The 24,512-nt window shown below is 60.3% G+C and carries 21 protein-coding genes and 2 pseudogenes; 17 read left to right on the forward strand and 6 right to left on the reverse strand.

Features of this window, described 5'->3' with window-relative positions; all coding sequences use genetic code 11:
- The first annotated feature begins 55 nt into the window (after nucleotides 1-55).
- Genes NL528_RS23315 through NL528_RS23340 form a run of 6 tightly spaced genes read left to right on the forward strand, consistent with a single transcriptional unit; the run spans nucleotide 56 to nucleotide 6,610 of the window.
- Complete coding sequence (locus NL528_RS23315; protein ID WP_309176801.1) at nucleotides 56-934, forward strand: xanthine dehydrogenase family protein subunit M; 879 nt, start codon at nucleotides 56-58, stop codon at nucleotides 932-934.
- Entirely contained in the window at nucleotides 924-1,412 is a 489-nt protein-coding gene (locus NL528_RS23320) for a 2Fe-2S iron-sulfur cluster-binding protein (protein WP_309176802.1), read from the forward strand. The genes NL528_RS23315 and NL528_RS23320 overlap by 11 nt, the downstream gene beginning before the upstream one ends.
- The gene (locus tag NL528_RS23325) at nucleotides 1,409-3,757 is read left to right on the forward strand and encodes a xanthine dehydrogenase family protein molybdopterin-binding subunit (RefSeq protein WP_309176803.1); all 2,349 of its coding nucleotides are present in this window, start codon (nucleotides 1,409-1,411) and stop codon (nucleotides 3,755-3,757) included. Before NL528_RS23320 ends, NL528_RS23325 begins: the two co-directional genes overlap by 4 nt.
- Entirely contained in the window at nucleotides 3,754-4,872 is a 1,119-nt protein-coding gene (locus NL528_RS23330; protein WP_309176804.1) for a ring-opening amidohydrolase, read from the forward strand. Before NL528_RS23325 ends, NL528_RS23330 begins: the two co-directional genes overlap by 4 nt.
- Nucleotides 4,872-6,098 carry an NAD(P)/FAD-dependent oxidoreductase gene (locus NL528_RS23335; RefSeq protein ID WP_309176805.1) on the forward strand — a complete coding sequence of 409 codons (1,227 nt, stop codon included), beginning with the start codon at nucleotides 4,872-4,874 and terminating at the stop codon, nucleotides 6,096-6,098. The genes NL528_RS23330 and NL528_RS23335 overlap by 1 nt, the downstream gene beginning before the upstream one ends.
- A complete protein-coding gene (locus tag NL528_RS23340; RefSeq protein ID WP_309176806.1) occupies nucleotides 6,095-6,610 on the forward strand; it encodes a VOC family protein in 516 nt (171 codons plus the stop codon). The genes NL528_RS23335 and NL528_RS23340 overlap by 4 nt, the downstream gene beginning before the upstream one ends.
- A 901-nt stretch (nucleotides 6,611-7,511) precedes the next feature.
- On the opposite strand, the gene NL528_RS23345 is transcribed toward NL528_RS23340, so the two are convergent.
- Nucleotides 7,512-8,339 (reverse strand): phosphatase PAP2 family protein, encoded by an 828-nt coding sequence (locus NL528_RS23345; RefSeq protein ID WP_309176807.1) that lies wholly within the window; start codon nucleotides 8,337-8,339, stop codon nucleotides 7,512-7,514.
- Between the two features lie 370 nt (nucleotides 8,340-8,709).
- On the opposite strand from NL528_RS23345, the pseudogene NL528_RS23350 reads away from it, so the two are divergent.
- Nucleotides 8,710-9,159: pseudogene (locus NL528_RS23350) on the forward strand (IS481 family transposase); the annotation flags it as partial.
- A gap of 15 nt (nucleotides 9,160-9,174) precedes the next feature.
- Nucleotides 9,175-9,513, forward strand: coding sequence for a hypothetical protein (locus tag NL528_RS23355; RefSeq protein ID WP_309176808.1), 339 nt, complete (start codon nucleotides 9,175-9,177; stop codon nucleotides 9,511-9,513).
- 156 nt (nucleotides 9,514-9,669) lie between these two features.
- Here the strand turns inward: NL528_RS23355 and NL528_RS23360 are convergent, their stop codons facing one another.
- The 3 genes from NL528_RS23360 to NL528_RS23370 form a co-directional block, all read right to left on the reverse strand.
- Nucleotides 9,670-10,953: an IS256 family transposase gene (locus NL528_RS23360; protein ID WP_309176722.1), complete on the reverse strand. Its 1,284-nt coding sequence runs from the start codon at nucleotides 10,951-10,953 to the stop codon at nucleotides 9,670-9,672.
- A 1,388-nt stretch (nucleotides 10,954-12,341) separates the two neighbouring features.
- The gene (locus tag NL528_RS23365; RefSeq protein ID WP_309176809.1) at nucleotides 12,342-12,857 is read right to left on the reverse strand and encodes a hypothetical protein; all 516 of its coding nucleotides are present in this window, start codon (nucleotides 12,855-12,857) and stop codon (nucleotides 12,342-12,344) included.
- Nucleotides 12,858-13,016: 159 nt separating this feature from the next.
- Nucleotides 13,017-13,970, reverse strand: a complete 954-nt coding sequence (locus NL528_RS23370; RefSeq protein WP_309176810.1) for a hydrogen peroxide-inducible genes activator — start codon at nucleotides 13,968-13,970, stop codon at nucleotides 13,017-13,019.
- Nucleotides 13,971-14,204: 234 nt separating this feature from the next.
- Between NL528_RS23370 and NL528_RS23375 the strand changes: the two genes are divergently transcribed.
- From NL528_RS23375 to NL528_RS23410, 8 genes and pseudogenes are all read left to right on the forward strand, one after another.
- Entirely contained in the window at nucleotides 14,205-14,852 is a 648-nt protein-coding gene (locus tag NL528_RS23375) for a DedA family protein (protein ID WP_309176811.1), read from the forward strand.
- A 296-nt stretch (nucleotides 14,853-15,148) separates the two neighbouring features.
- Nucleotides 15,149-16,684, forward strand: a complete 1,536-nt coding sequence (locus tag NL528_RS23380) for a cytochrome B6 (RefSeq protein ID WP_309176812.1) — start codon at nucleotides 15,149-15,151, stop codon at nucleotides 16,682-16,684.
- A gap of 91 nt (nucleotides 16,685-16,775) precedes the next feature.
- A pseudogene (locus NL528_RS23385) lies at nucleotides 16,776-17,414 on the forward strand (HD domain-containing protein).
- A 339-nt stretch (nucleotides 17,415-17,753) separates the two neighbouring features.
- Nucleotides 17,754-18,788, forward strand: a complete 1,035-nt coding sequence (locus NL528_RS23390; RefSeq protein ID WP_309176814.1) for an IS110 family transposase — start codon at nucleotides 17,754-17,756, stop codon at nucleotides 18,786-18,788.
- A 143-nt stretch (nucleotides 18,789-18,931) separates the two neighbouring features.
- The gene (locus NL528_RS23395) at nucleotides 18,932-19,621 is read left to right on the forward strand and encodes a tyrosine-type recombinase/integrase (RefSeq protein WP_309176815.1); all 690 of its coding nucleotides are present in this window, start codon (nucleotides 18,932-18,934) and stop codon (nucleotides 19,619-19,621) included.
- A 169-nt stretch (nucleotides 19,622-19,790) separates the two neighbouring features.
- Nucleotides 19,791-19,979 (forward strand): hypothetical protein, encoded by a 189-nt coding sequence (locus tag NL528_RS23400; RefSeq protein ID WP_309176816.1) that lies wholly within the window; start codon nucleotides 19,791-19,793, stop codon nucleotides 19,977-19,979.
- A gap of 608 nt (nucleotides 19,980-20,587) precedes the next feature.
- Nucleotides 20,588-20,719 carry a hypothetical protein gene (locus NL528_RS23405; RefSeq protein WP_309176817.1) on the forward strand — a complete coding sequence of 44 codons (132 nt, stop codon included), beginning with the start codon at nucleotides 20,588-20,590 and terminating at the stop codon, nucleotides 20,717-20,719.
- A gap of 174 nt (nucleotides 20,720-20,893) precedes the next feature.
- Nucleotides 20,894-21,193, forward strand: coding sequence for a hypothetical protein (locus NL528_RS23410; protein WP_309185016.1), 300 nt, complete (start codon nucleotides 20,894-20,896; stop codon nucleotides 21,191-21,193).
- 225 nt (nucleotides 21,194-21,418) lie between these two features.
- Here NL528_RS23410 and NL528_RS23415 read toward each other — a convergent pair whose 3' ends face one another.
- Nucleotides 21,419-21,667: a hypothetical protein gene (locus NL528_RS23415; RefSeq protein WP_309176818.1), complete on the reverse strand. Its 249-nt coding sequence runs from the start codon at nucleotides 21,665-21,667 to the stop codon at nucleotides 21,419-21,421.
- Nucleotides 21,668-21,857: 190 nt separating this feature from the next.
- Here NL528_RS23415 and NL528_RS23420 point away from each other — a divergent pair, with 190 nt between their 5' ends.
- Complete coding sequence (locus tag NL528_RS23420; protein ID WP_309176819.1) at nucleotides 21,858-22,166, forward strand: hypothetical protein; 309 nt, start codon at nucleotides 21,858-21,860, stop codon at nucleotides 22,164-22,166.
- Between the two features lie 356 nt (nucleotides 22,167-22,522).
- Here the strand turns inward: NL528_RS23420 and NL528_RS23425 are convergent.
- A protein-coding gene (locus tag NL528_RS23425) for an IS3 family transposase (RefSeq protein ID WP_143206051.1) occupies nucleotides 22,523-23,655 on the reverse strand; the annotation gives its coding sequence in 2 pieces (ribosomal slippage) (nucleotides 22,523-23,400 and nucleotides 23,400-23,655; 1,134 coding nt in all).
- Nucleotides 23,656-24,512 lie beyond the last annotated feature (857 nt).

Here is a 24,512-nt window from a genome sequence, read left to right on the forward strand (position 1 = left end):
ATACTTTTATGGTGTCTTTTCAAGCCAAAGCGGATGCCGTCTCCGAGCGAGCGTTATGAAGCCTGCTCCATTTAAATACATTGCGGCTTCTTCGCTGGATCACGCGCTGTCGCTCAAGGCCGAATATGGTGACGAAGCCCGGTTTCTCGCCGGCGGCCAAAGCCTGATTCCGGCGATGAATTTCCGCCTGGCGCGGCCGTCCGTGCTGATCGACATCAACGGCCTGAAGGACTTGGCCGGCGTCGATCAGACCAGTGGCGGGGGCGTCCGGGTCGGTGCGCTGACCCGCTACCGCGACCTCGAACGGGATGGCCGCTTCCTGGCATCCTGTCCGTTATTCGCCGACGCGCTTCCCCACATTGCCCATCCGCAAATCCGAAACCGGGGGACCATCGGCGGGAACCTGTCGCATGCGGACCCAGCTTCCGAAATTCCGGCGCTCGCGGTCGCAATGGAGGGGCGAATGCGGCTCAAATCGTCCGCCGGGGGCCGGGAGGTTGCGGCATCGGAGTTTTTCCAGGGATTGCTCACCACCGATCTCGGGGTCGACGAGATGCTGGTGGAGATCGCGTTTCCGGCGCCGAAGCCCCGCACCGGCACATGCTTTATGGAAGTGGCCCGCCGGCGCGGCGATTTCGCCCTGGCCGGCGTCGCGGCGATCGTGACCCTCGACGGAGAAGGGCGATGCGCGAAGGCGCGGCTGGCGCTTTGCGGCGTCGGCGAAACCCCGGTGGATGCCAGCAAGGCCTTGTCTTCCCTTATCGGGCAGCCCTGCACGGACGGCGCCATCGAAACCGCTGCCGCAGGGGTCCAGGAGATGATCGCGCCTTCCGGCAATGTCCACGGCACCGCCGACTATCAACGGCATATCGCTGGGGTCCTGACACAGCGCGCGCTTGCCGCCGCGCATCAGCGGGCCGGTCATGGCGCCTGACCGACACGATATTAAGCTATCGGTCAACGGGGTGTCGTACCGGCGCGGCGTCGAGTCCCGCACGCTGCTGAGCGATTTCCTCCGCCATGACCTCTTGCTCGCCGGCACCCATGTCGGCTGCGAACACGGGGTGTGCGGCGCGTGCACGGTGCTGCTGGATGGCGCGCCGGTCCGCTCCTGCCTGATGCTGGCGGTGCAGGCCAATGGGCATGAACTCTCAACCGTCGAAGGTCTCGCGACGCCGGCCGGCGAACTGCATCCGGTGCAACAGGCAATGCACGACCATCACGGCCTGCAATGCGGCTATTGCACACCGGGCATTTTGATGACGATGACGGCCTTCCTGAAGGAAAATCCACAACCGTCGGAACACGAGGTGCGCGAAGCGCTGTCCGGCAATCTGTGCCGCTGCACCGGCTACCAGAACATCGTCGACGCCATGCTGGCGGCCGCGCAGGCGATGCGGGCCCAGCCATGACGACCCGTTTTTTCGGCGCACCGGTCAAACGCAACGAGGACCGCAAGCTTCTCACGGGACAGGGGCTGTTCATCGACGACGTCGAATTGCCCGGCATGTTGCACGTCGCCTTCCTGCGCAGCCAGGTGGCGCATGCCCGCATTAAAAACATCGACGTTTCCCGGGCGCTGAAACGCCCCGGCGTGGTAGCGGTCTACACCGCCGCCGACCTCGGCGCCTATTGGCAGCACGGACCGTTGCTGGTGCAACCGCCACCGATCGCCGGAATTGTCTTCAACGCGCGAACCCAGGTGCCGCTCGTCAAGGACAAGGTCCGCCATGTCGGCGAACCGCTGGCCGTGATCGTTGCGGACAGCCGCTATATCGCCGAGGACGCGCTCGACGATATCGACGTCGATCTCGAAATCCTGCCGGCAGTGGTCGATATCGAAAAGGGGCTCGACGCCGCAGCACCTCATGTGCACGACGATCTCGGGTCCAACATTGCAGCGCATGTCCGGCAGACCAAGGGCGATTATCGCAGCGCCGCCGCCAAGGCCGATCTGATCCTCAAGCGCCGGTTTCGCTACGAGCACGGCATTTCCTCACCGATCGAGACCCGTGGCGTGGTCGCGCAATGGAACGCCCGCGGCGACCAGATGACGATCTGGGACACCACCCAGGCGCCGGTTTTCGTCCGCAACGGTCTGGCCGCCATGCTCGGCCTCGGCGAGCGCCAGGTGCGCGTGATCGCGCCCTTCGTCGGCGGCGGCTTCGGTCCGAAGATCATGATGTTCTATCCGGAAGAGGTCGTGCTGCCGTGGATCGCGATGCGGCTCAACCGTGCGGTGAAGTGGATCGAAGATCGGCTCGAACACTTCTTTGCGACCACCCATGAGCGCGGCCAGATTCACGATGCGGAGATCGCGATCGCGCGCGACGGCCGCATCCTCGGCATCAAGGACGTTTTCTTGCATGACACCGGCGCGTATGATCCCTATGGCCTGACCGTACCGATCAACAGCCAGTGCACGCTGCTTGGTCCCTATGTGGTGCCGGCCTATGACAGCACGTTCACGGCGGTTTTCACCAATCTGCCGATCGTGACGCCGTATCGCGGCGCCGGGCGTCAGCATGGCGTGTTCGTGATGGAGCGGCTGCTCGATCTGGCCGCGCACGAATTGAAGATCGATCCGGCGGAAATCAGGCGCCGCAATCTCATTCCATCCGATGCGTTTCCGTACAACAACGAGATCATCTTCCAGGATTTTCAGCCGCTCGAATATGACAGCGGCAATTACGAGCCGGTGCTCGACAAGGCGCTCGAAGCGATCGGATATGCCGACTTCCTAAAGCACGAACAGCCAAAGCTACGCGCGCTGGGCCGTCATGTCGGCATCGGCATCGCATGTTACGTCGAGGGCACCGGCATCGGTCCCTACGAAGGCGCCAAGGTGCAGGTGCAGGCCAACGGCAAGGTCAATGTCGCGACCGGAATCGGCACCCAGGGGCAGGGGCATTTTACCAGCTTTGCGCAAATCGTCGCCGACCAACTCGGCGTCGATGTCACCGAAGTCGATATCGTCACCGGCGACACCGACCGGTTCTATTGGGGAGCGGGGACATTCGCCAGCCGTGGCGCGGTCGTCGCCGGCAACGCGGTCAATGAAGCTTCGCGCGTGGTGCGACAGAAGGCCCTGAAGCTCGCCGGCGACCTGTTCGAATGCTCGGAGGATGATCTCGTTCTCGAAGGCGGCAAGGTTTCGATCGTCGGTATCCCCGAAAAATTCATCAGGCTTGGCGAACTGGCCCAACGCGCCAATCCGATGCGCGGCGCGGTCAAGCCCGGCACCGAGCCGGGGCTGGAGTCGACGCAGTACTTTGGGCCGCCCAGCGGCGCGACCGCCAATGGCGTCCACGCCATGATCGTTGAACTCGACCCGCAGACGTTCGACCTGAAAATCCTCAAATACGTCGTGGTCCACGATTGCGGGACCGTGATCAATCCAATGATCCTGGCCGGCCAGATCCATGGCGGCGTAGCCCAGGGCATTGGCAACGCGTTCTACGAAAAACTGTCGTTCGATGACCAGGGCCAGCTCCTCAACGCGTCGCTTGCGGATTATCTGCTGCCGACCGCGCTGGAAGTTCCGCGCATGGAGCTTGACCATACGACGACGCCGTCCCCGCTCAACCCGCTGGGGATCAAGGGAGCGGGCGAAGCCGGTGCGATCCCGGTCGGTCCCTTGTTTGCGCAGGCAATCGAGGATGCGCTGGATCTCAAGCGCCGGAAGGTCGAGCTCTTGGAGATCCCGCTGAGCCCGAGCCGGCTGTTTGAATTGACAGGAAGTACGAGGGTCCCGTGAGGTCGGCACAGGTATTCAGATTGTCGATGGCGCATCCCGGAGATCTCTCCGAACTCGATCGCCTGATTACGGGCGGAGCGGTGCGGGCGGCCGAGGTGGTGGCCATCATCGGCAAGACCGAGGGCAATGGCGGCGTCAATGATTTCACCCGCGGCTACTTCACCCAGACCCTGATGGCGCTGCTATCGAGACATCTGAAAAAGCCTGCGGAGCAATTGGTCCACGAAATCCCCTGCGTGCTGTCCGGCGGCACGGAAGGCGTCATGAGCCCGCATTACAGCGTGTTTTGTGCCGGCGAAGCCGATGCGACGCCGGGCGCAGGATCATCGCTCGCGATCGGCACCGCACTCAGTGAGCCGATTCCGGCCGAAAATGTCGGCCGGCGCGCGCATGTCGATAGCGTCGCCAATGCGGTTCGTACGGCGATCGCCAATGCCGGGATTGAGCGGCTCGACGACGTGCATTTCGTGCAGGTCAAATGTCCTTGCGTGACAGTCGCCCGTGCCGCGGCGGCGACTGCCGCGGGCAAGACGCCGCTCACCAATGATCCCAACAAATCGATGGCTTATGCGCGCGCGGCCGGCGCCTTCGGGGTTGCCGTCGCGCTCGACGAGCTAAAGCCTTCCGGCTTCGAGGATGCGTCGCTGCTCAGCGATTTTTCGATCCAGTCGCCGCGCGCCAGCATTTCCTCGGGCGTCGAAGTCGAGAGCAACGAGGTCATCGTGCTTGGCAACAGCCCGCACTGGTCAGGCCCGCTGCGCATCGCGCACCGGCCGATGGCCGACGCGCTCGACATCGGCGCGATCGTCGATGTGCTGGCCGATCTCGGCATCGCCGCGAACCCACAGGTTTCCGCCGACGATGCCGCGCGAATCGCAACCGTGCTGGTCAAATGCGAGCCGGACCGGCGCGGCCGGATCCGCGGCAACCGCCACACCATGCTCGATGACACCGACATCAACGCGCAGCGTCACATCCGCGGCGCGGTCGCGGGTCTGGTCGCCGGCGTGATCGGCGACGGACGGATTTTCGTGTCCGGCGGCGCCGAACATCAGGGACCCGACGGCGGCGGCCTGATTGCCGTCATCGCCCACCAGAAAAAGGGCGGCGCCTGATGCGGATCGTCATCGTGGGTGCAGGCGTGGCGGGATGCGTGATGGCGCGCAGGCTCGCGCAGCTCGGGGATGTCGAAGTGGTCTGCCTCGAGCGGGTTTCGCGCGACGACCATTCCGAAGCCGGCACCGGGCTCAATGTCGGTCCGAACGCCGTCAAGGCGCTTAATGCGATCGATCCCGAACTGGCCGCGCGCATCACCGAGGCCAGCTATATCTGGCGCAACTGGCGGATATCGCTGACGGACGGCACCGTGCTGTTCGATCTTCCGCTGGTCAACGTTGCGGACGGACCGGGCTGGCGGATCCGCTGGTCGGAGCTTTATCGGGTGCTGCGCGAGGCCGCCGGCGACTGCGTGTCGTATGGCTGCGAGATCGCCGAGATCAGCCGCGATGCGGCCGATCCCGCCAAGACCTCGATTTCGTGGAGCCGGGATGGCAAGCCACATCGGCTGGACGGGATCGATCTACTGGTCGCGGCCGATGGACGATACTCGCGGATACGGCGTGCGATATCGGGCGAACCGGCGGTGCGGCAAACCGGCGTTGCGATTTTTCGCCTGCTGGTGCCGGACACGTCGAACGGTTTGATCGACGACTACGAGCAATGGTTCAACGGACCCAACCGCCTGCTGTCATTCCGGGTGCCGCCGGGGCACATTTATATTGCCGGCACGTTTCCGATCGCGCCGGATGAGCAGATCGCCGAGCGTTCGAAAACACCCGATGCGCTGCGGGCGGCCTACACGCCGCGCGGCGCGCCGCCGAGTGCCCAGGCACGCTGGCTGATCGACACCATCTGCGCGAACGCGACCGAGACGCATTGGGCGCGGATGCAGGAACACGAGCTGCTCTACCGCGCCGCCGGCTGCAACGTGCTTTATCTCGGCGATGCCGCGCACGGCATGGTGCCGACGCTGGGGCAGGGCGCGACCCAGGCGCTCGAAGATGCCGCGAATGCGGCAATGCTGATCTCGCAGCGCTATCGCAGCGGAAGCCGTAATGTCGAAAGCTGGCTCGCCGATGTCGAAATGCTGCGGAAGGACCGCATGCGTTTCGTCATGGAGTTTTCGCTCGAGGCCACCGATACGATGCTGGAAGGCGCCGATCCCGTGAAGGGAACCGCGCACAAGAATGAAGTATCGTTCCAGAACCGGTTGAAGGCGCTCTATCGGGACGTCGGACTGCCCCTGGATGGAAACGTCGAATTGAGGAGACACGCGCAATGACCGCAGCCACTGAACTGCCGCTCGCAACGGTCCACGGGCTTTATCACATCGCGATCAAGACCGAGGATCTGGCGGCGACGCGGAAATTCTATACCGACATCATCGGATTGCGCGACTTCCAGCGGCCGGATTTCGGATATCCGGGGGCCTGGCTCGGCTGCACGCAACCGGGCGGGCTTGCAATCCTCCACGTTTACGCCGGCGGACCGGCGCTTGGACCGGAAGGCAAGGCGCCCGCGGGCACCGCGGCCATCGATCACGTCTCGCTGTCGTGCTCGGGCTATCGCTCCTACGTTGCGCGGTTCAAGGCGGCCGGACTCGACTGGCGCGAATTCATCGTGCCCGGCACGTCGCTGTGGCAACTGTTCGTCTATGACCCGAGCGGCGTTCAGCTGGAACTGACGTTCGAATGCGGCGGCGAGGGAGACGAGAAGCCGGATATGTCGGCGGGACGAAAGTACGTCGCGGGCTCGAGCTTCTTCGACAAGGCGACCTATCCAAAACTCGCCTGACGCGATGCTGGCCGACGATCGCCCAATATATCAATCGTTGTAATCCTTAGTTGCCACCTTTCCCCTGAGTTCCAGTGAACTGGATCACAAGGGCCGGCCGTGATCGGTCCGAGAGTGGGGGTTGTGGAGGGATTAAGCCATGACCCAACCATCCGCGAAGCAGAGCATAGCGACCGACCTGATCATCCTGATGCTCGGAGCAGCCATCATGGGCGCTTTCTGGGCGCTGTAGCGCGTGCGGGCTGCGTCAGCGGCCAAGCTTATTGACCGCGCTGTGTACAAAGCGTGCGCAGGCGGGTTTTTGCCACGAATCGCCCCCACGTTCGATCTTGGCCATGCCCAGCGGGCCAAGGGGATGGTCAGGGCCCGACGCGTGTCTTCGAGAACTCACACCGCGCGCCGGGCCGCTTCTTCGCTGCGCTGAAATCCGGCCGAACATCGGCGCCGCGATGCCCGCAAGCCTTGCGCCCAAGCCGATCGGGATTCGATAGCCCCGATCCGCGGGAATCTCCTGAGCGGCCTGCGCCGTTCTCTGTCATCTTGACGCTCGCGACCCGAACCACAGTCCCACGAAGGCGCCGACCCCACTGAGCAGCACTCCCGAATAGGAGATCATGTCGCCACCCCAGAGTTCGGGAATAAGCCCGCCGATCGTAGAGCCAATAAAAATCCCTATCCAGATGGATGCTTGCATGGGTCAGCGTAACCAAGCGCCGTCGCGTGCGAAAGCTTTTCCCAACGGGTAATCGGCAAATGAGGTCCTGGATTTCGCTTTGGCGGCCAAAGCCCGCAACGCATCCAGCGAGTGGAGTCGTTTCTTCGGGGTCAATCCGATCAAAGGGCCATAATCGCATCTGGGGACAACGGCCTGCAGCGGTAGTCGGGTCCCCCGTGGTCCTGTTCAGTGATCGCCACCGAAAAGATGGAGGATGGCCATGCCAACATGGCGCGTTTGTTGGAAAGCTTCCGATAGTTCCGCAAGCGTGACGAAGAGAGCGGCATAAAAGAACGAAGGAAAGCGCGGCTCCAGCGCAATGATCGGGGCTGCGATGTGAACCCTGACCGATTCACGACTGACCGCAAGACTGGTGGCAATGCCGATCAATGCGCCCGTCAGGATGTCGCTTGGAAAGTGGACGCCGACGAAAATGCGCGTCAACGAAACCGCGGCGGCGGCCATGCCAAAGACCGTACCCCACGGCCTTGATATCAACCAGAAGCCGGCCGCGATCGCGAACAGGTAGGTTGCGTGATCGCTAGGAAAGCTGCTCCAATTTTCCAGATCCGCGCGCCATTCCATGCTCGGCGCGTGACCGCCGATGCTGTAGATCGGGCGGTCTCGAAATGGCAGCAGCGTTGACAGCGTGCGGTTGAGGATCAGCGAAATCAGAACCGCAAGGATCGTGGTGATCAGCAGTTCGCGGCGAAGCGATACATCACCGTCGGGTCGGAACCATAAGAAGCCAAAAGCGCACATCAAGAGCGCGCTCTTCAGCGCGGAGCCTTGCAGCAGCAGCTTGTCCAACTTGGAACTCCAGCCGCAAAAGTCGTTGAAAAACTGGTAAATGCGAATATCAAGGCCCGTTGACAGACCTGTCATCCAGCCGACGCATAAAATTGCGACCAGAACAGCCGCAGAAATTGGTATAAGGTCCGTGACAACGCGTTTCGACAGCGCGGTGATGGCTGTCGGTGCTAGGTCCGTCGAAGCAGATAATTCGTTAGACATGCCTGTTATCTTGGCTTCTATCAAAGGGCGGGCAGTGGAACTCAACACGCGACTGTGCCCGGAATGCAGCAGCCATCAATCGACCGGATGGCGAAAAAGGGGGCAAACTAGGACAGGTGCCTCCGGTTCTGCTTGCTGCGGCGTGGTTTGGTGGCTCCGATTGGCGTCGCACCTCGTGAGCGAGCCAAAATCCACGAATAGTTGTCGTCGTTTCATCCCATCCGCTTGACCGCGGCAATGTCGCTGCCGGCGGTCTTGATGCGTCCCAAAATCGCCTCCGTAGTGTTCTCGATCACGCGCGCCGAGGGGGATACGACTGTAGGTCAGGCCGTCTGGGGCATGGTCCAAGAACGCTCGCATGTCGGTGCACATCGCCATCGAACGCATCAAGCCCGGCCATCCGCAGCAGAACGGGCGTCATGAGCTCATGCACCTCACCCTCAAGAAGGAAACAACCCGCCCGCCGGGCTCCAACAGCCTGCAGCAGCAGGAACGCTTCGATGCCTTCGTGCATGAAGCGCTGGAGATGAAATGCCCTGCAGAATTCTCAACGCGACGCTATGACGGCTTGCCCGAGCTCATCTATCCGTTCTACGATCGCGAGGTTCTTGTCACCGCCTGTGGACGCCTCTGCCTGCATCGCAAGCGGATCAACATCTCAACCGTGCTGGCCGGCCAGAAACTCGGCATCAAGGAAGTCGATGACGGCATTTGGCTCGTCAGCTTCATGCACTATGATCGTGGATACTTCGACCTGGAGCAGAAAACCCTGCAATCCCTCGACAACCCGTTCGGCCCGAGGTTGCCACCCATGTCTTAGTACGACCTGTTACCTATGTCCCCGGGCTGGACACGGCAAGTTTGGCGGAAGGGGTGTCCTGTCAACTGTATTGAATTTACTGTATTTTTTGGCTTGCGCAGCGCGTTACCCACGGTTCTGACTACGGGCACAGAGCGCTCGATCGCGTCGGCCTCGGCGGCCAGTCTCGACATCTTTTGGCTCAAGGACAACGCACTCGATGATCCCGACCTGCTCCCGCCGCCCGATGAAGACGCTGCCGAAATTGTCGAGAGCCTGGAGCTGGCGCAGGACCGCTACCGCAGTGTGGCCAAGGCCCAGGCGATGGGCCAGTGTGATCCGAAAAAACTAGTGGGAAGCCGGGGAGGCGGTTGACCGGCACTGCCGGTGCTGACATCTGAGTGACGATCGCAATGCTCCCGCTCTGGTGGGGAAGTGGTTCTCCACTGCGTGGTGATGAATCAAGAGCGCAATTGAAATCAAGGGAGCGGGGGCGGAGCTATCGCCAATTTTTGGTGACGGCCTGATCAGTCAGGCGGCGGCGGTTGCGGGCTGAGGGGCGGCCAGCTTGGCGGTGACCTCGATCCCGTCGGTGAATTTCACACCGAGAATGATCTTTGGCAAGTGTGCATGTCCGTCGAGCCGTCGCCAGGATCGTTGCGCCCCTTCGACCAGCTTGAATACCATGGCGAGAGCGGTCTTGTTTGAGAGGCAGCCTTTCGATCGGATCGTGCGGTGGCGGACGGTCGCGAAAGTGCTTTCAATCGGGTTGGTGGTGCGCAGGTGCTTCCAATGCTCGGCCGGGAAGTCGTAGAAGGCGAGCAGCAGGTCGCGATCCTTCGTCAGACAATCGACGGCCTTCTGGTATTTCGGCGTGTAGCTTTCGATGAAGGCGTCGAAGGCGACTTCGGCATTGGCCTTGGTCTCGGCCATCCAGATTTCCTGCAGCGCCCGCTTGGCCTTTGGTTGCACACTCTTGGGTAATTTGCCCAGCACGTTCGCCGTCTTGTGCACCCAACAGCGCTGCTCGCGTGCTTTCGGCCAGACCTCGCCGGCCGCTTTCCAGAAGCCGAGCGCGCCGTCGGCGATCATCAGCTCGGGCCGGGCATCGAGCCCGCATCGCTTCAGATCCAGCAGCAGATCGCGCCAATCCTGCGCACTTTCCCGAGCGCCATCGGTGAACCCGACGAGCTCTTTCTTGCCCTCGGGCGTCGCGCCGATCAGCACCAGGATGCACTGCTTTTCATCTTCCAGCCGCGCCTCGAGGTGGATGCCGTCCGCCCAGACGTACACGTAGCGCTTGCCCGACAAATCACGCTTGCGCCACTGGGCATGATCATCCTGCCAGCCGTCCTTCAGGCGGCCGATGGCGCTGGCCGAGAGGCCGGGCGCATCCTTGCCGAGCAAGGCCGCCAGAGCGTCCGAGAAATCGCCGGTCGAGATGCCCTTCAGGTAGAGGATCGGTAGCAGCGTCTCGATCGACTTCGAGCGGCGCATATAGGGCGGCAAGATCGATGGCGAGAAGCGGATGCGGCGGGGATCGCCGGCTGCGGCCTCGCGATCGCGCACGCGGGGCTGGCGCACCGGGACCGCGCCGATGCCCGTCATCACCTCGCGCTCGGGCAGATGACCGTGGCGCACCACGCGTTGGTGGCCATCCTCGGTCTTCAAATCGGCATGCTTGGAAAGAAACCCGGCGACCTCGGCCTCCACCGCCTGGGCGAGAAGGGCACGCGCCCCATCGCGCAAAATGTCGGTGAGTTGGTCGCTGAAAGTTCCTGGCTGAATCAGTTTTACGACGGTATCCTTAGACACGGCATATCGCTCCTTTGGTGGAGAAGTGGAGGCGTTGAACACCCCCACGATATGCCGCCTTCCCGATTCACGCCGTCACCAACTTTGGGCCATAGCTCGCGGGGGCGCGTGATGTCCCACTGTTTCATTGTCCCATTCACTGATCCACCATTTTGTGGGACGACTCACGTGGGTTTCCTAGCCGCCAGAACATACGGCGCCTTTTAGTAGCGCGCTTCGCTGCGCTCGTCTGTCTCGCACACCGTCCCACTGTCTCACCGTCCCACCAGGTGTCTCACTTTGTTGCAAGGTGACTCACGTCTTCTCCGACTGCGTCTCCGCTCCAGAGCAGATCCGCAACGAGCGTGACGGTAGAAGAGGCTGCCCCCCGTTGTTCGCCCAAGGCCCGCCATTTGCATAGGCGATCGCACCGGACACCAACAATGCAACGCGACTGCTGCGGACGTCCGCTGTCAGGGGAAAAGCGGAAAGTGCGCCGTTCCGCCGACGACTTCCGGTTTTGACCCACAACGGACGTTTGAGCCGAACCGCGAAACCTGCGCCGTGACGCGGGGTACAAGGCGATCGGTTCTGTCAACACGCCGTTTAGCGGCGATTGTCGGACAGGGTCAGTCGCGGTACCCTTCGCAAACCGACGCGCGCCGGTTAGCCGGCAATTCTGAAATCAGCGGGTTAAGTGCACAGACGTTTGCGACGGGGAGGCTACATCAGTGAAGCGCTTCACGCTCTACGGTAGCCCACATTCGCTCCCGACCTAAAAGGTGGCGCCTGTCGGAAGAGCCGTTCTCGTTCCAGGTCCTGGTCCTGGTCGACAGTGGTCGAATCTACAACCAATCAGCGGCCTTCGTTGAGCAGTTTGGCCGAGACGCTCGGTCGGTTTCAGGGGCCCCGATCCGGCAACACGCCAGATTGTGCGGGATTGGTTGTACTGGGACGTCGATGTCCTGTTCCCGCCCATCTTTAGCTGCTACGGCGTTCAGCTCGGCGAACGGAAACTTCTTCCAATGACTGTCGAGCCGATGATTGCCGAATACCATCGCCGACGAGCCGAGGCGGCGCTGTCGGTACTGGACCCCCACCTTGCTGATAGCAAAATATCTCTGTGCGGCTGAACCCACCATGGCGGATCTATTCTGCTACGGCGACGTAGCGTTTGCCGAAGTCTACGCGTTCGACTTGAAGCGATGGACGAACGTGGCCGGCTGGGTTGAGAGTGACGGCGTTGCCCGGTTTCAAGACGCCCTTTGCATTGTTGGCAATGGAAGACGCCGAGCTGTCCTGGTAATTCACCCCAGCGCGGGAACGCGCTGAGGTGATCTCATGGCAATCGATGCTTAAGCAGTCAGTTCACGTTCAGACCGCGATTACCTTCAATGCGCGACGGCCGATCAACCGCATACCTGGCGGGGTTGTTTACGCCAACCATGCGCGGTGTGCACCCGTCGCTGAACAACGTAGCAACTGCCGTTGTCGTAGTAGGAGTCGTCGTAGTTGTCATACGGATAATACGCATAGTCGCCCCAGTCGTTATACGGCCAGTAGTCGTAGCGGTTGCGCCCGTAGTCGTGGTCATGAAATCCTCGAACGACCGGGCCGGGTCCAAAACCGTGGAAGCCGCCATTTCGAACGACGGGGCCAGGGCCAAAACCGTGGAAGCCGCCACCGTGGGATCCTAGAGCAACGGGGCCGGGGCCAAAACCGTGGAAACCTCCGACAGGAGCGCCACTGTGAAAACCGCCAAAGCCGCCACCACCAAAGCCGCCGCCACCGAAGCCACCGTGTCCACCGCCGCCTCCTCCGCCGCCGCCGCCGCCTCCACCACCGCGTGCCTGTGCACCCGTCGCAAGCAGAGACCCGGCAAGCAGAGCCGTTGCCAATACCATCATCGTTCTTCGTCCAGTCATGAAAATTCTCCTTTCGACGGGCGAGCCATCATTGATCTTCGAACTTCTCTCACCGCCCTCATATGGCCGCCCGACTCCGAATCGCTAATGGGAAATCTCGAAGACAGTAATCGAAGCAGCCGATTGCCGTAGCATCAGCGTAGAAAAGGACGATGCCGATCAGCGCGCTGGTAACGCTTCAGTGTCCTGGTCAGGCGCACATGCCCTCTTGGTAACAGTCAGACACTCTCGGATAAGATTTCCGAGCATCCTGAATTCGGCGCCCCGCGCGGATGTCGGTCGCCATGCCAGGACCAGGGTTCGGAACGGCTCGTCTGGAGACAGCGACCGAATCACAACATTGCGAGTTGAAGCGAGTTCCGAAGCCACCGCGATCTGGGGCATTAGCGTGATGCCAAGCTCCGCCGCCACCATCTGGATCAGTGTTCGCAGGCTGGTCGCTTGGAATACCTCATTGCGAACCGGATCCACGATCCGACATGCCTGCAGTGAATGGCTGCGCAGGCAATGCCCGTCATCGATCAGGAGCAGCTGCTCACGGGCAAGGTCGTCAAGGCCCACCACCTTGTGCCGGCCAAGAGGATGGTTGCGCGGCATCGCTACTACGATCGGATCGTTAGCGATCTCCATTGCTTCGACATCGCCGAGTTCGTAAGGAATGGCCACCAGCAAAATGTCGAGCTCTCCTCCAGCTAGCTTGTCCAACAGGACTGGAGTCGGAGCCTCCCGCACATAAAGCTTGAGCTTCGACAGCGCAGCGCCGAGATGCGACAGCAGCGAGGGCAGGACATATGGCCCGACCGTCGGGATCACCCCGAACCGGAGCGGCCCGGACAACGGCTCCTGCGCGCCGCGGGCCAACCCGACCAGTTCCTCGGCGTCGACCAGCAGGCGCTGGGCGCGCGTCGCGATCTCTTTCCCCAAGGGCGTCAGCATCACCTGGCGATGGCTGCGCTCAAACAGCGTTATGCCGAGCCGTGCCTCGAGCTCCTTGATCCCTCCGCTCAGCGTCGATTGCGTGACGGCACAACTTTCCGCGGCACGGCCGAAATGGCACTGCTCGGCCAGAGCACACAGAAAGCGGAGTTGTTGAAGACTGGGCAGGATGGCCATCGGAACGTCCAATCAAGCTGTGCGTTTTTATCCATTGGACGAACCCTCCGTACGCACGAGATATGAGGCAGCAGCTGACCTTTCCATGGCCAGCTACTTATAAATCAATCGCTTGCGAACATCTCACCATCCGGTGAAGCATCATGAAATACCATCAACTTTTCGAAATCCACCGTCGAGGCAATTCGCCTCGAGGGTCATTATCGCGTCTTCACGGATCTGGAACCTCAAAAGATGGACTTTACTTCTTTGTCCGATGCCTTGATTAGCTCGATTCCAATCTACGGCCCCTGGATCATCTTTGGCACTGTTGCGTTCGAAAGTGCCGGCGTGCCTCTCCCCGGAGAGACAATTCTGGTTGCCTCCGCACTCCTTTCCGCCACCACTGGTCAGATCAACATCATCGTCGTTGTACTGGCAGCTGCAGCGGGTGCGATTGTCGGGGACGGTATGGGATACATGGTCGGGCGTCGGCTTGGTTTGCCCTTTCTTCGCAGATACGGTCGGTACATCCGCCTCGATGAGGATCGATTGCTGATCGGTCGATATCTTTTCTTTCAGTATGGGAACGCCGTCGTGTTCTTTGGGCGTTTCGTTGCAGTGCTACGAATGTTTGCGGCTTTGCTGGCGGGCACCAATAACATGCCGGCAGGTCGGTTCTTCTTCTTCAATGCGGCTGGTGGAGTCTGCTGGGCGTGTCTCTTCGGCTTTGGTGCTTATGCAGTGGGCGCCAAAATTTACAAGATTTCCGGAACACTGAGTGTGATCTCAGTGGGCCTATTTATTGCGGCGGCGTATGCACTCTCAACTTTCATTCGACGAAATGAAGTCGCGCTACGCCGTCGAGCGGAGCTAGCTCTGCCAGATCATTCGTGCGGATGACCAACTTCCGATATTGGCACGAAACGGACCAGTCGGGCCGGTCGGGTGATGTCCGTTGTTCGGGGTAGACCGGAAGTGACTGGCAAAAGGTCAAAACGACGCGAATGACCCCAACCGGACCTGGCCCAATCTCTGCGCAACACGGATGAAGCTGCCCAGCAGGTCTTGAAGTTCACTTGGCCACAATGTTTTTCTGCACACTGGAACGGAATCGATTTTAAGGCGTTCCGGCTCTGTCAATTTCCTTACATGCTACCTGGCGCACCGCGGCAAGCCGTCCAAGAAGGAGGCTCGTTATGCCACTTTACCTAAAAATAGTCCTTCCTGTTGCTGGTCTGATCCTGGGTATTTTCAGCCTTACCGTTCCTGAAAGCGCGAGATCGCAACAGCCCCCTGACGCTATCGCACAGGCGCAAACCCCCAAGGAAGCTCCAGTGGAGCGGCCGGAACAGAAGAAGACGGCCCACGACCTCTCCGACGTCTTCAACCAAAGCAATGCGGTGCCATCGTCGGAGGCTTTGACCAATCAAACAGATCGCGGACAGATGAACGGTTTCGACTTCTATCGCGATCTCCTCGGTGCGACGAGGCCTGGGATGACGTTTGACGACCTTTACAGGGCGAGCGTCGCCAATAAGCCGCAGGTCATGGCGACCCAACGCCGGCTCCTGGAAAGCCGGTACAATCTTGAATCGAGGCTTGACCCGGTCGTCACAATGTCCCGCGGCAAGCCCCTTGCGGTGGGTCCGACAGCGAAATTGCCAGCGGGGATGACCTGGGAAGCACTGGCCCAGTTGAGCCCGGCTGAAATTCGCGAGCGGGACATCTTCCCCTACAAGGCACTGCCTCACGCATCCCAAGGAGGCGGGCTAGGCGGCCAGGTCTTCCCCCAGATGCAGATCAAAATGTTCCCGCGGCTGGAGCGGTACGACGTCGAGTTCGATCTGCCTGAGGCGTTTTTGCCCGAGTTTCCGCCAGCGATGTTTCTACAAAACCGGCCCGAGCTGGGCGACGTCTCCCGAGGCGAAGTGGTCTCGATCAACAACTATTACCGCTTGTTCAAAGACATCTTGACCGCGGTACAGCTCGATGGCCTGCGGTTGCTGGTGACGCCATTTCCTCAAGAAGAGTTCAACCCGACCGACGATCGAAGGACTGTTCAGCCCAGCTTGGGGGTGACGTGCCTGGATTGTCATACGAATGGCCACACCAGCGGTCAGTTCCACATCACTCCAGACATCAGGCCCGAGCAACGGCGAATTCGACTTGACACCGTCAGTCTCCGCGGCTTGTTCAATCAACAGATTCACGGCTCGAAGCGGAGCCTACGTTCGGTTGAGGACTTCACCGAGTTTGAGCAGCGCACCGCTTACTTCAATGGCGATATGATTCACGCGCTCAAGAAAGGCATGAACATTCTGGACCGAATCCAGGTGACGAACATGGCCCAGATGCAGAATATGTTCGACTTTCCGCCGGCACCGAAACTAACCGTCACCGGCATGCTCGACCCGGCAAAGGCGACGGCTGGAGAACTGGCGGGGCAGACATTGTTCTTTGGCAAAGCACAATGCTCCACCTGCCATCCGGCGCCGGTCTATCTCGATAACCAGATGCACGACCTCCATGTCGAGCGGTTCCTGAAAAACGAAGCCGGCGATGGACCGATTAAGGCATTCACGCTGCGGGGTATCAAGGACAGCCCACCGTATCTCCATGACGGCCGGCTTTTGACGCTGGAAGACACGGTCGAGTTCTTCAACCTGGTCCAGGAACTTAAACTCACGCCCGAGGAAAAGCACAATCTGGTTGAGTTCATGCGGCAGTTGTAGGTCGTGTGGGCTTCGTAGCCAGCGAGCTCAAGCGCGCCGGCAGTGTGATCCGGACGGTGATCGAGCCTTCAACCACGTCGAGGGTCGCACTATGCCTGAGACAATAGCGGGGATCAAAATCTCCGACAGCAAGATGGCCAAAGACTTAACGGAGTGATCCGCGACAAGGAGCCCGACCTTCTCTATCACCATTCCACGGGTGTATCTGTTCGGCGCCCTGACCGGTCAGCGCAAGGGTTTGGCCTATGACCCCGAGCTACTCTATGTCGGCGCCATGTTTCACGATATCGGGCTGACCGAGCAGTATCGGCATTCAATGCTGCGCTTCGAAGTAGACGGTGCCAATGCGGCTCGCGAGTTCCTGCGGAAATATGGGGTTCCGGAGTCGTCCGTCGAAATGGTCTGGGATGCGATCGCGCTCCACACCACGCCGGGCATCCCCGAGCACAAGAAAGCGGTGGTGACACTGGTCACCGCCGGGGTCGAGATGGATGTCCTCGGGTTCGCCTACAAGGAGTTTGACGAACAGCAGAGGCTTGGCGTGGTGGCCGCCCACCCCCGCGGCAATCACTTCAAGCAAGACATTATCGACGCCTTCTATCACGGTATGGCGCATCGGCCGGATAGCACCTTTGGCACCGTCAACGACGACGTGCTGGCATTCATAAATCCGAAATTCGAGCGCGCCGATTTCTGCAAGATCATCTTGACCTCCGCGTGGGAGGCTTGAGACTCATCAGGTGCAATCCCCCACGTGTGGGCGTGAACAAAGAGGCAAGAGAAAACTTGCCTGCGAAAACCCCGAGCAGCATCAGGCTGAATACCCTTCCAGCCCTCTCTCGTGTTCAGCCGGACGATCGAGCGCACGTCCGGTCTTGGCACTTTTGAGACCTCCCGCGATGTCCGCTGTTCAGTCGCTATCGGGGGGTAAGCGGACATGACGCGGACATGGCAAAACCGACGCAAATGACCCCACCTGAGATGAGGTGGATGGCTCCCGCTCACGGCATCTAGGTGCCAAGGTGTGAAGGCTATCAGGCATTCACGAGCAAAATGGGAGCCATCCGTCATGGAGATTACCACGATCGGCCTCGATCTGGCCAAGAGCGTTTTTCAGGTTCACGGCGTTGATGCGACCGGTCAGGTCATTGTCCGCAAGTCGCTTCGGCGAGCGCAGATGCTGCCGTTCTTCGCCAAATTGCCTTCGTGCCTGGTTGGCATGGAGGCGTGCGGCACGTCGCATCACTGGGCGCGAGAGTTGATCAAGCTCGGTCATGAAGTGCGCCTGATGCCGCCGGCTTACGTCAAGCCGTATGTAAAGCGGGGCAAGACAGATGCTGCCGATGCGGAAGCGGTTTGCGAGGCGGTAACGCGGCCGACGATGCGGTTCGTGCCCGTGAAGTCGCCCGAGCAGCAAGCGGCGCTGTCGATGCACCGAACGCGGGATTTGCTGGTCAAACAGCGCACGCAGCTGGTTAACATGATCCGCGGCCTGCTCGCCGAATTTGGCATCGACATCCCCAAGGGTCTCGAACGAGCGCTTCTGATGGCCCGACGGATCGTCGATGGTGCAGCACCAGATGTGCCGATTGAAGCTGCCAAGATCGTTGGTACGCTGTCGCAGCAGGCGCTCGATGTCCACGTTCGGCTTCGCCAGATCGATCGCGATCTGCTGGTCTGGCAACGTGGCAACGATGTCGCGCGTCGTCTCATGACGATCCCCGGCATCGGGCCGGTCGGCGCGACGGCGCTTGCCGCATCGGTCACCGACCCGCATCAGTTCCGCTCGGGGCGGCAGTTCGCTGCCTGGTTGGGACTGACGCCACTTCAGAAGTCGAGCGGTGGCAAGGAGCGGCTCGGGCGCATCTCCAAGATGGGAGACAAATATCTGCGCAAGCTGCTCATTGTCGGCATGACGTCACTTGTGCGCCGCGCAAAATACAATCCCGGTAAAATCGATCCACGCCTGGCGGATCTGCTGGCGCGAAAGCCCACAAGGGTAGCCACCGTCGCGATGGCGAACAAGACCGCGCGGGTCATCTGGGCGATCATGGCACGTGGAGAAATCTATCGTACCGGCCACCAGCTGGCACCGGCAGCATAAACGATACAGGATTTAGCTGAAGAGGAGATCAGCTTCACGAGGTTGCGAGCGCGATGCGATGTGATGGCAAACCGGTCAGACCGGGAACAGGGATAACCCGACCGATGTCTAAGGCGTCATAGCCTGCAACTGAGAATGGGACCTTGTTCGCGGACTCCATCAGGGCCAGCAGTCCCAACCGACTGCATCAACAGGCCGGACAGAAGACTGCACCCGACCACGCCACTGCATCAAATTTACCCTTGCAACGCGGGAGCCATCCACAGAAGACATCGGCGACGCCAGATGGCACTGTCTTCATTTTTCCTATCAAACCGCGTGTTGGGCCGAAAGATGCCGACATTGGGCGGACCGGACAGGCACGCTGCGACGTGGTGAGGATGGGGCGGCAATTCGTCCGCGATGAGACGCTTTCGATGAGCCGCCAAAAAACCGGCGTGCCGTTCGATATCCCGATTTTGCTGCCCCTTCGAGAAGAGCTTGACTTACAGCCGCATAACGAAAGGCACCTAACGTTCCTGGTGACGGAAAAAGGAAAGTCATTCACAGCCGCCGTTTTCGGTAATTGGTTTCGCGATCGCTGCAACGAGGCCGGGCTTCCGCTTTGCGCTGCACACGGCTTGAGATCGGCCGCGGCAACCCGGCTCGCAAATCACGGCGCGACGGCGCACCAACTGATGGCTTGGTTTGGCTGGCGCACTCTCAGCGAGGCAGAGCGGTACACAAAGGAAGCCGACCGTAAGCACCTCTCGGCCGAGGCCGGCAAGCGCGCATCTTGTTATCTACTCGCCGCAAGGTGGGGTCGAACAACGGATATCCGGGTTCGCAAATGAAAGCGAAGCCGAGGATTGGATTGCTCACAAATCCAGCGATTGGCTCAAGAAGCTAAAGGGCGAGAAGCAAGGCGAGTCCGGTTACCCGTCGCAGCGATCTTGCAGGTGAGCCCTAAGAACTCCGTCACCGCGCGTGCGAACCTTCCGGGGAGATCCGGGTTACACGGCAATGACCGATAAGTTTGCGCCGCCAGAGGTTACCATCCGAACCGATCCCGCATCCCTGATTTGCGACGTCATAGTCGTGGTTCGCGGCCAGGAAATGGTGCTCCGCTGTCCGAACTATTCTCAGGCGCTTAAATGGGCGCGTCTGGAACGCAAGTCCTACAACATTCCGGAGCCAGTGGCGGGCAACTGATGGACTAAGGCGGCAAAAGAAAAGCCGCCCCTGAGAAGGGCGGCCTTTCGTGAGGTCCTCACCCCAGCCATTGGGTGATGGAATCACCACCTACCATCGAAGGCTGACACCAAACTTACAAAGGGGCCAACCAAGCAGCCTTACCGGGGAGCGCGCCGCAGCAGAGTTTACGGCGCATTACGATTTCAAAAGAGATCACTCTAAAACATAATTTAATGGTCTCGGCGCGCGAGCGTACCGACATCAGAATCGTGCCGGTAGCTAGTCCCTCCCGGCACTCCTCCCTACTGCGGCCCCGGCTCCCCCCAGCTGGGGCCGTTTCCTTTGGGACAACGGGTTGGCGAGGCCAGGCCGGTGCGGGACGCATAGCCGTTCGGTGTATTTCTGTGTTCAAGACCAGAGGCCTGTGGAAAGCGTCTCGACGAGCGGGACTAATTGCCTGCGCTTGCGGCCAGGATCCGATGTGCGGTTGCCAATCCGGCGCACCGCTTGCTGGTCGCCGGATCAGTCGCTTCCTTCGATCCGGAAGAACACGAAGAGCGCATTGAGGCCCTTACGAAGATCGCCATAGGGCCAAAGCGCTCATTCTTGTCGAGGGCACCGACGACGTGACCTCGGCCGACGATCCCGATGCCGACAGGCTCGTCTATGCCATCGCATTCCAAGCTTGGGCCGACGGGAAAATCGAAGGAACCGCCGAAGAGGTATTTGACGCCGTCCAAGAGACGCTAGAGATCTGATCTCGCTTTTCAGACTGGCGAACCGCTATGGCGGGTGTAACGTTGACCTCGCAGCAAAATGGAGGTCGCCATGGTCGACTTCTGGTTCTATTGGGACACCGCTTGGTCGCTGTTCTTTGGTGGCATTGTGTTCGCCACCATCGTGGCCCATCCGGACGCCGAGTTCACAGAGACATAACCGCGCGCGACCTTGATGGTCGTTACGCCAACTCGCCGCTCAAACCGTGGTTCGATCATCTCGCAAGCGGCAAGGGACTCTGCTGCTCAATGGCAGACGGTGAAACCGTCTCCGACCCAGATTGGGAATCGAAAGATGGTCATTATCGCGTACGGTTAGACGGTGCGTGGATTGATGTTCCCGATGATGCGCTGATCACTGAACCAAACCTGTTCGGCAGGACGATGGTTTGGCCCATTAGATTTGACGGGCAGAGTGTTTTGATCAGATGCTTCATGCCGGGGAGCATGACGTAATCGCGCTTGAGGCTTAGGAGCCTTGGACCTGCCGACCGACAAAGTTTTCTGCGCTCGCTCGGACTTGCTCGCACCCTCGGCCCCGGCCAATAAAGAGCGGATCATCATGATACGCTGATCGAGGTACTCGAACGCCCCGATCTGATTATCACTGTCAGTCGAATGCAGCGCGGAGGCTTCTGAGCGGCGAGATACCATTTTTGCATCCCGATGCGGCGGCCAATTTTAACGGCTTGGCCGCGGCAACAAGTAGCGGATTGTCGTCCCCACACCAGCGCCCGGCTCGATAAGTACGATGTCGCCGGGTTTCAATTCCTCTCGCATGGCTTTGCAGCAAGCATCTGTCGCGGTGATACCCCCGCGAAGGGTGCGGCATAATTCACCAGCATTGATCAGGATATCGATTGCGCCTTGCGTGGCCGCCCGGTCCATCAGCGACCGGAGTTCTTGCCTGTAATGATCGACAGCAACCATCTCAGGTCTCCTTTGGAAAGTGAAGGCCTAGCGCGGGAGATCCGACACGCTGGAGGACAACTCCCGCCGCCATCCAGATACGAGCCGTGGTCTCGTCCAGTTTCACTGGTGGGATCGCTCGCATTTCATGGCTAGCAGCTTTGATGACTTCGCCATTCGCTAACTAACGGCACTTCGTCGCAAGGCATGCTTGATCTGGCGCAATCTACACCCGGCAAATTCGCTCACATTGATCAAAGCATTGCCGCGCCGTCTTGGAGGGACGGTTGACGCGTTGTCAGGGGCCGTCGCTTCTCCGACGGGCGGTCCTGGCCCTCAAAAGCGCGACCACGCCACCTATCTTCCGGCCATGTGTCAGCACATCTTCCAGCCCTGCATCCCTACCGGCGCCACCACGGTCCCGGCCGCTCCGGACTGGCTTCATGAGATCAAGCACGACGGATTTCGCCTTGTCGTTCGGCGCGCGCGTTCCATATTGAAACAAAAATTGATGGAATGATTCCAAAAAATGGCTTGATCTGTCCTTCTCCTCCCGTAGCGCAACGTCGAATGGGTAAGAAGCGATGACTGATCAACAGTTGGCTCTCAAAGCGGTTAGCGAAGCGCAACGCATACTGGAGGAGTACCTCCAGCCCCGACCCCACAATAACGAGCTTATCCTCGACAAGTTGGTGGAAGTTCTCGAACGGCCCGATTTGGTAGTTGCGGTAAGCCGATTGCAGCTACGAAGTAGTCTTTGAGTGCTCCAATGACGAAGCAGATTCCATCAATCGCTTTGGCGGCTTGCATTGGTATGAGCTGGCCCCGGTTGTCTGAACAAAAATTCCGCGTCGATAAGTGGAGCCTCTGCCGAGGTTAGGCCGCCGCGCGGAGCGGCGGAAGATCGAAGTAGGCTTGATCCGGGGTCATGTCGTCAAGACTCGAATGAGGACGTCGGCCGTTGTAAAAGTCGAGATACCGGCCGATCGAATGTCGCGCCTCGCCGACGGTTTCGTAGGCTCGCAGATAGACCTCCTCGTATTTGACGCTGCGCCACAGCCGTTCGACGAACACATTGTCCCGCCAGGCCCCTTTGCCATCCATGCTGATGGCGATGCCATTGCTGGCGAGCAGGCCGGTGAACGCCGCGCCGGTGAACTGAGAGCCCTGATCGGTGTTGAAGATGTCCGGCTTGCCGTGGCGAGCCAAGGCATCTTCCAGGGTCTCGACGCAGAAGGCCGCCTCCATCGTGATCGACAGCCGCCACGACAGAACACGACGTGTCGCCCAGTCCAGCACCACGGCGAGATAGACGAAGCCGTGCGCCATCGGAATGTACGTGATGTCCATGGCCCAGACCTGGTTCGGCCGCCGGATCTCGATGCCGCGCAGCAGATACGGATAGATCTTGTGGCCGGGCTCGGGCTTGGTGGTGCGCGGACGGCGATAGAGCGCCTCTATCCCCATCCGCCGCATGAGCGTCTTCACATGCCGGCGGCCGATCTTGCACCCCTGCAAAGCCAGCAGGCCTCGCAACATACGCGAACCGGCGAAGGGATACTCCAGGTGCAGCCGATCGAGACGCTGCATGATCTCGAGGTCGGCTGAAGAGACTGGACGCGGCAGATAGTACACGCTGCCGCGACTGACCTTCAAAATCTCTGCCTGCTTGGTGATCGACAGATCGTGCTTACGGTCGATCATCGCTTTGCGCTCAGCAATCCCGCCTTGGTGAGCGCGCCTTCTAAAAAATCGTTCTCCAGCGTCAGCTCCCCGATCTTGGCATGCAGCGACTTCACATCGACCGCGGGCGTGGCCGGCGTCCCGCCCCCCGATCCGAAAATATCAGAGGCGCCGCCCTCAAGCTGTGATTTCCAGGCCGTAATCTGATTGGGGTGAACGTCGAAATGCTCCGCCAGCTGGGCTATCGTCCGATCGCCCTTGATGGCGGCCAGAGCCACCTTCGCCTTGAAGGCCGGTGAGTGGTTCCGCCGGGGTCGTCTGCTCATGGTCTCTCCTGTTCACGGCAATTATCGCCGCTGTCAGGCAGAAATTCCACTTATCGTTCTGTCCAGATTTCCGCGACCGGCTCTGTATGTTCTCGTCACTTGGGATGCCAACTGCGCAAGCGAAACAACAATGCAGTGCCGCGATGCCAACAAATTCGCACGGGTACTGGTCTTGGCGTCTCATCGATGGACGCAAATGCTGGTACGAAGGCAAGCCCATGCTTTCGAAAAAGTTATTGGAGTGGCCTGTGCTAGCGCAAGCACAATCGGCTTCAAACGAAGAACCTAAAAGCGTCCTCACCGAAAAGCCGAACGATCCCTTAGACGCAAACGCGAGGGCACCCGATGACTCCGATAATTTCGAAGCACGGTGGCGCGCGATAAAGAATTAGATTTGAGCCTCGAAAGAATCGTGTCGAAGCTTCGGGATCGCGCCGCCCCAGTTGGCGAGTTCGTTTCATATTACCAGCCTTCAACAATCCGACCCGGCCCGGCTATCTTCCGGCCCCGCGCCAGCATATTTTCCAGCTTTGCATTCCGACCCGCGCCACCACGGTCCCGGCCGGTCCCGACAGGCTCAGTGAGATAAAGGGCGGCTCGCGCTGTTGGACGCAACAGAACATGGGAGGGTTTGATGATCGGACTTTTGCATCCCTACTAACGCCTCCCGCTCGCTTTCGGCGCACTTCCCATTCCGATGGCGCTGGTCTGTGCGTCGGCCTATCGCCGCGCCAAATCTGCCAGCAAGTTTTTGGATCAAATTACCTTGGAGTAGATGGCCGCAGGGCTACGATTTTGCCAAGGTCCTTTTGAAGCGCTTGTAGCGTCGCTCAGCCGGTCGGCTGATCCGCGTTGCT

This window comes from Bradyrhizobium sp. Ash2021 (assembly GCF_031202265.1).
Classification (GTDB): domain Bacteria; phylum Pseudomonadota; class Alphaproteobacteria; order Rhizobiales; family Xanthobacteraceae; genus Bradyrhizobium.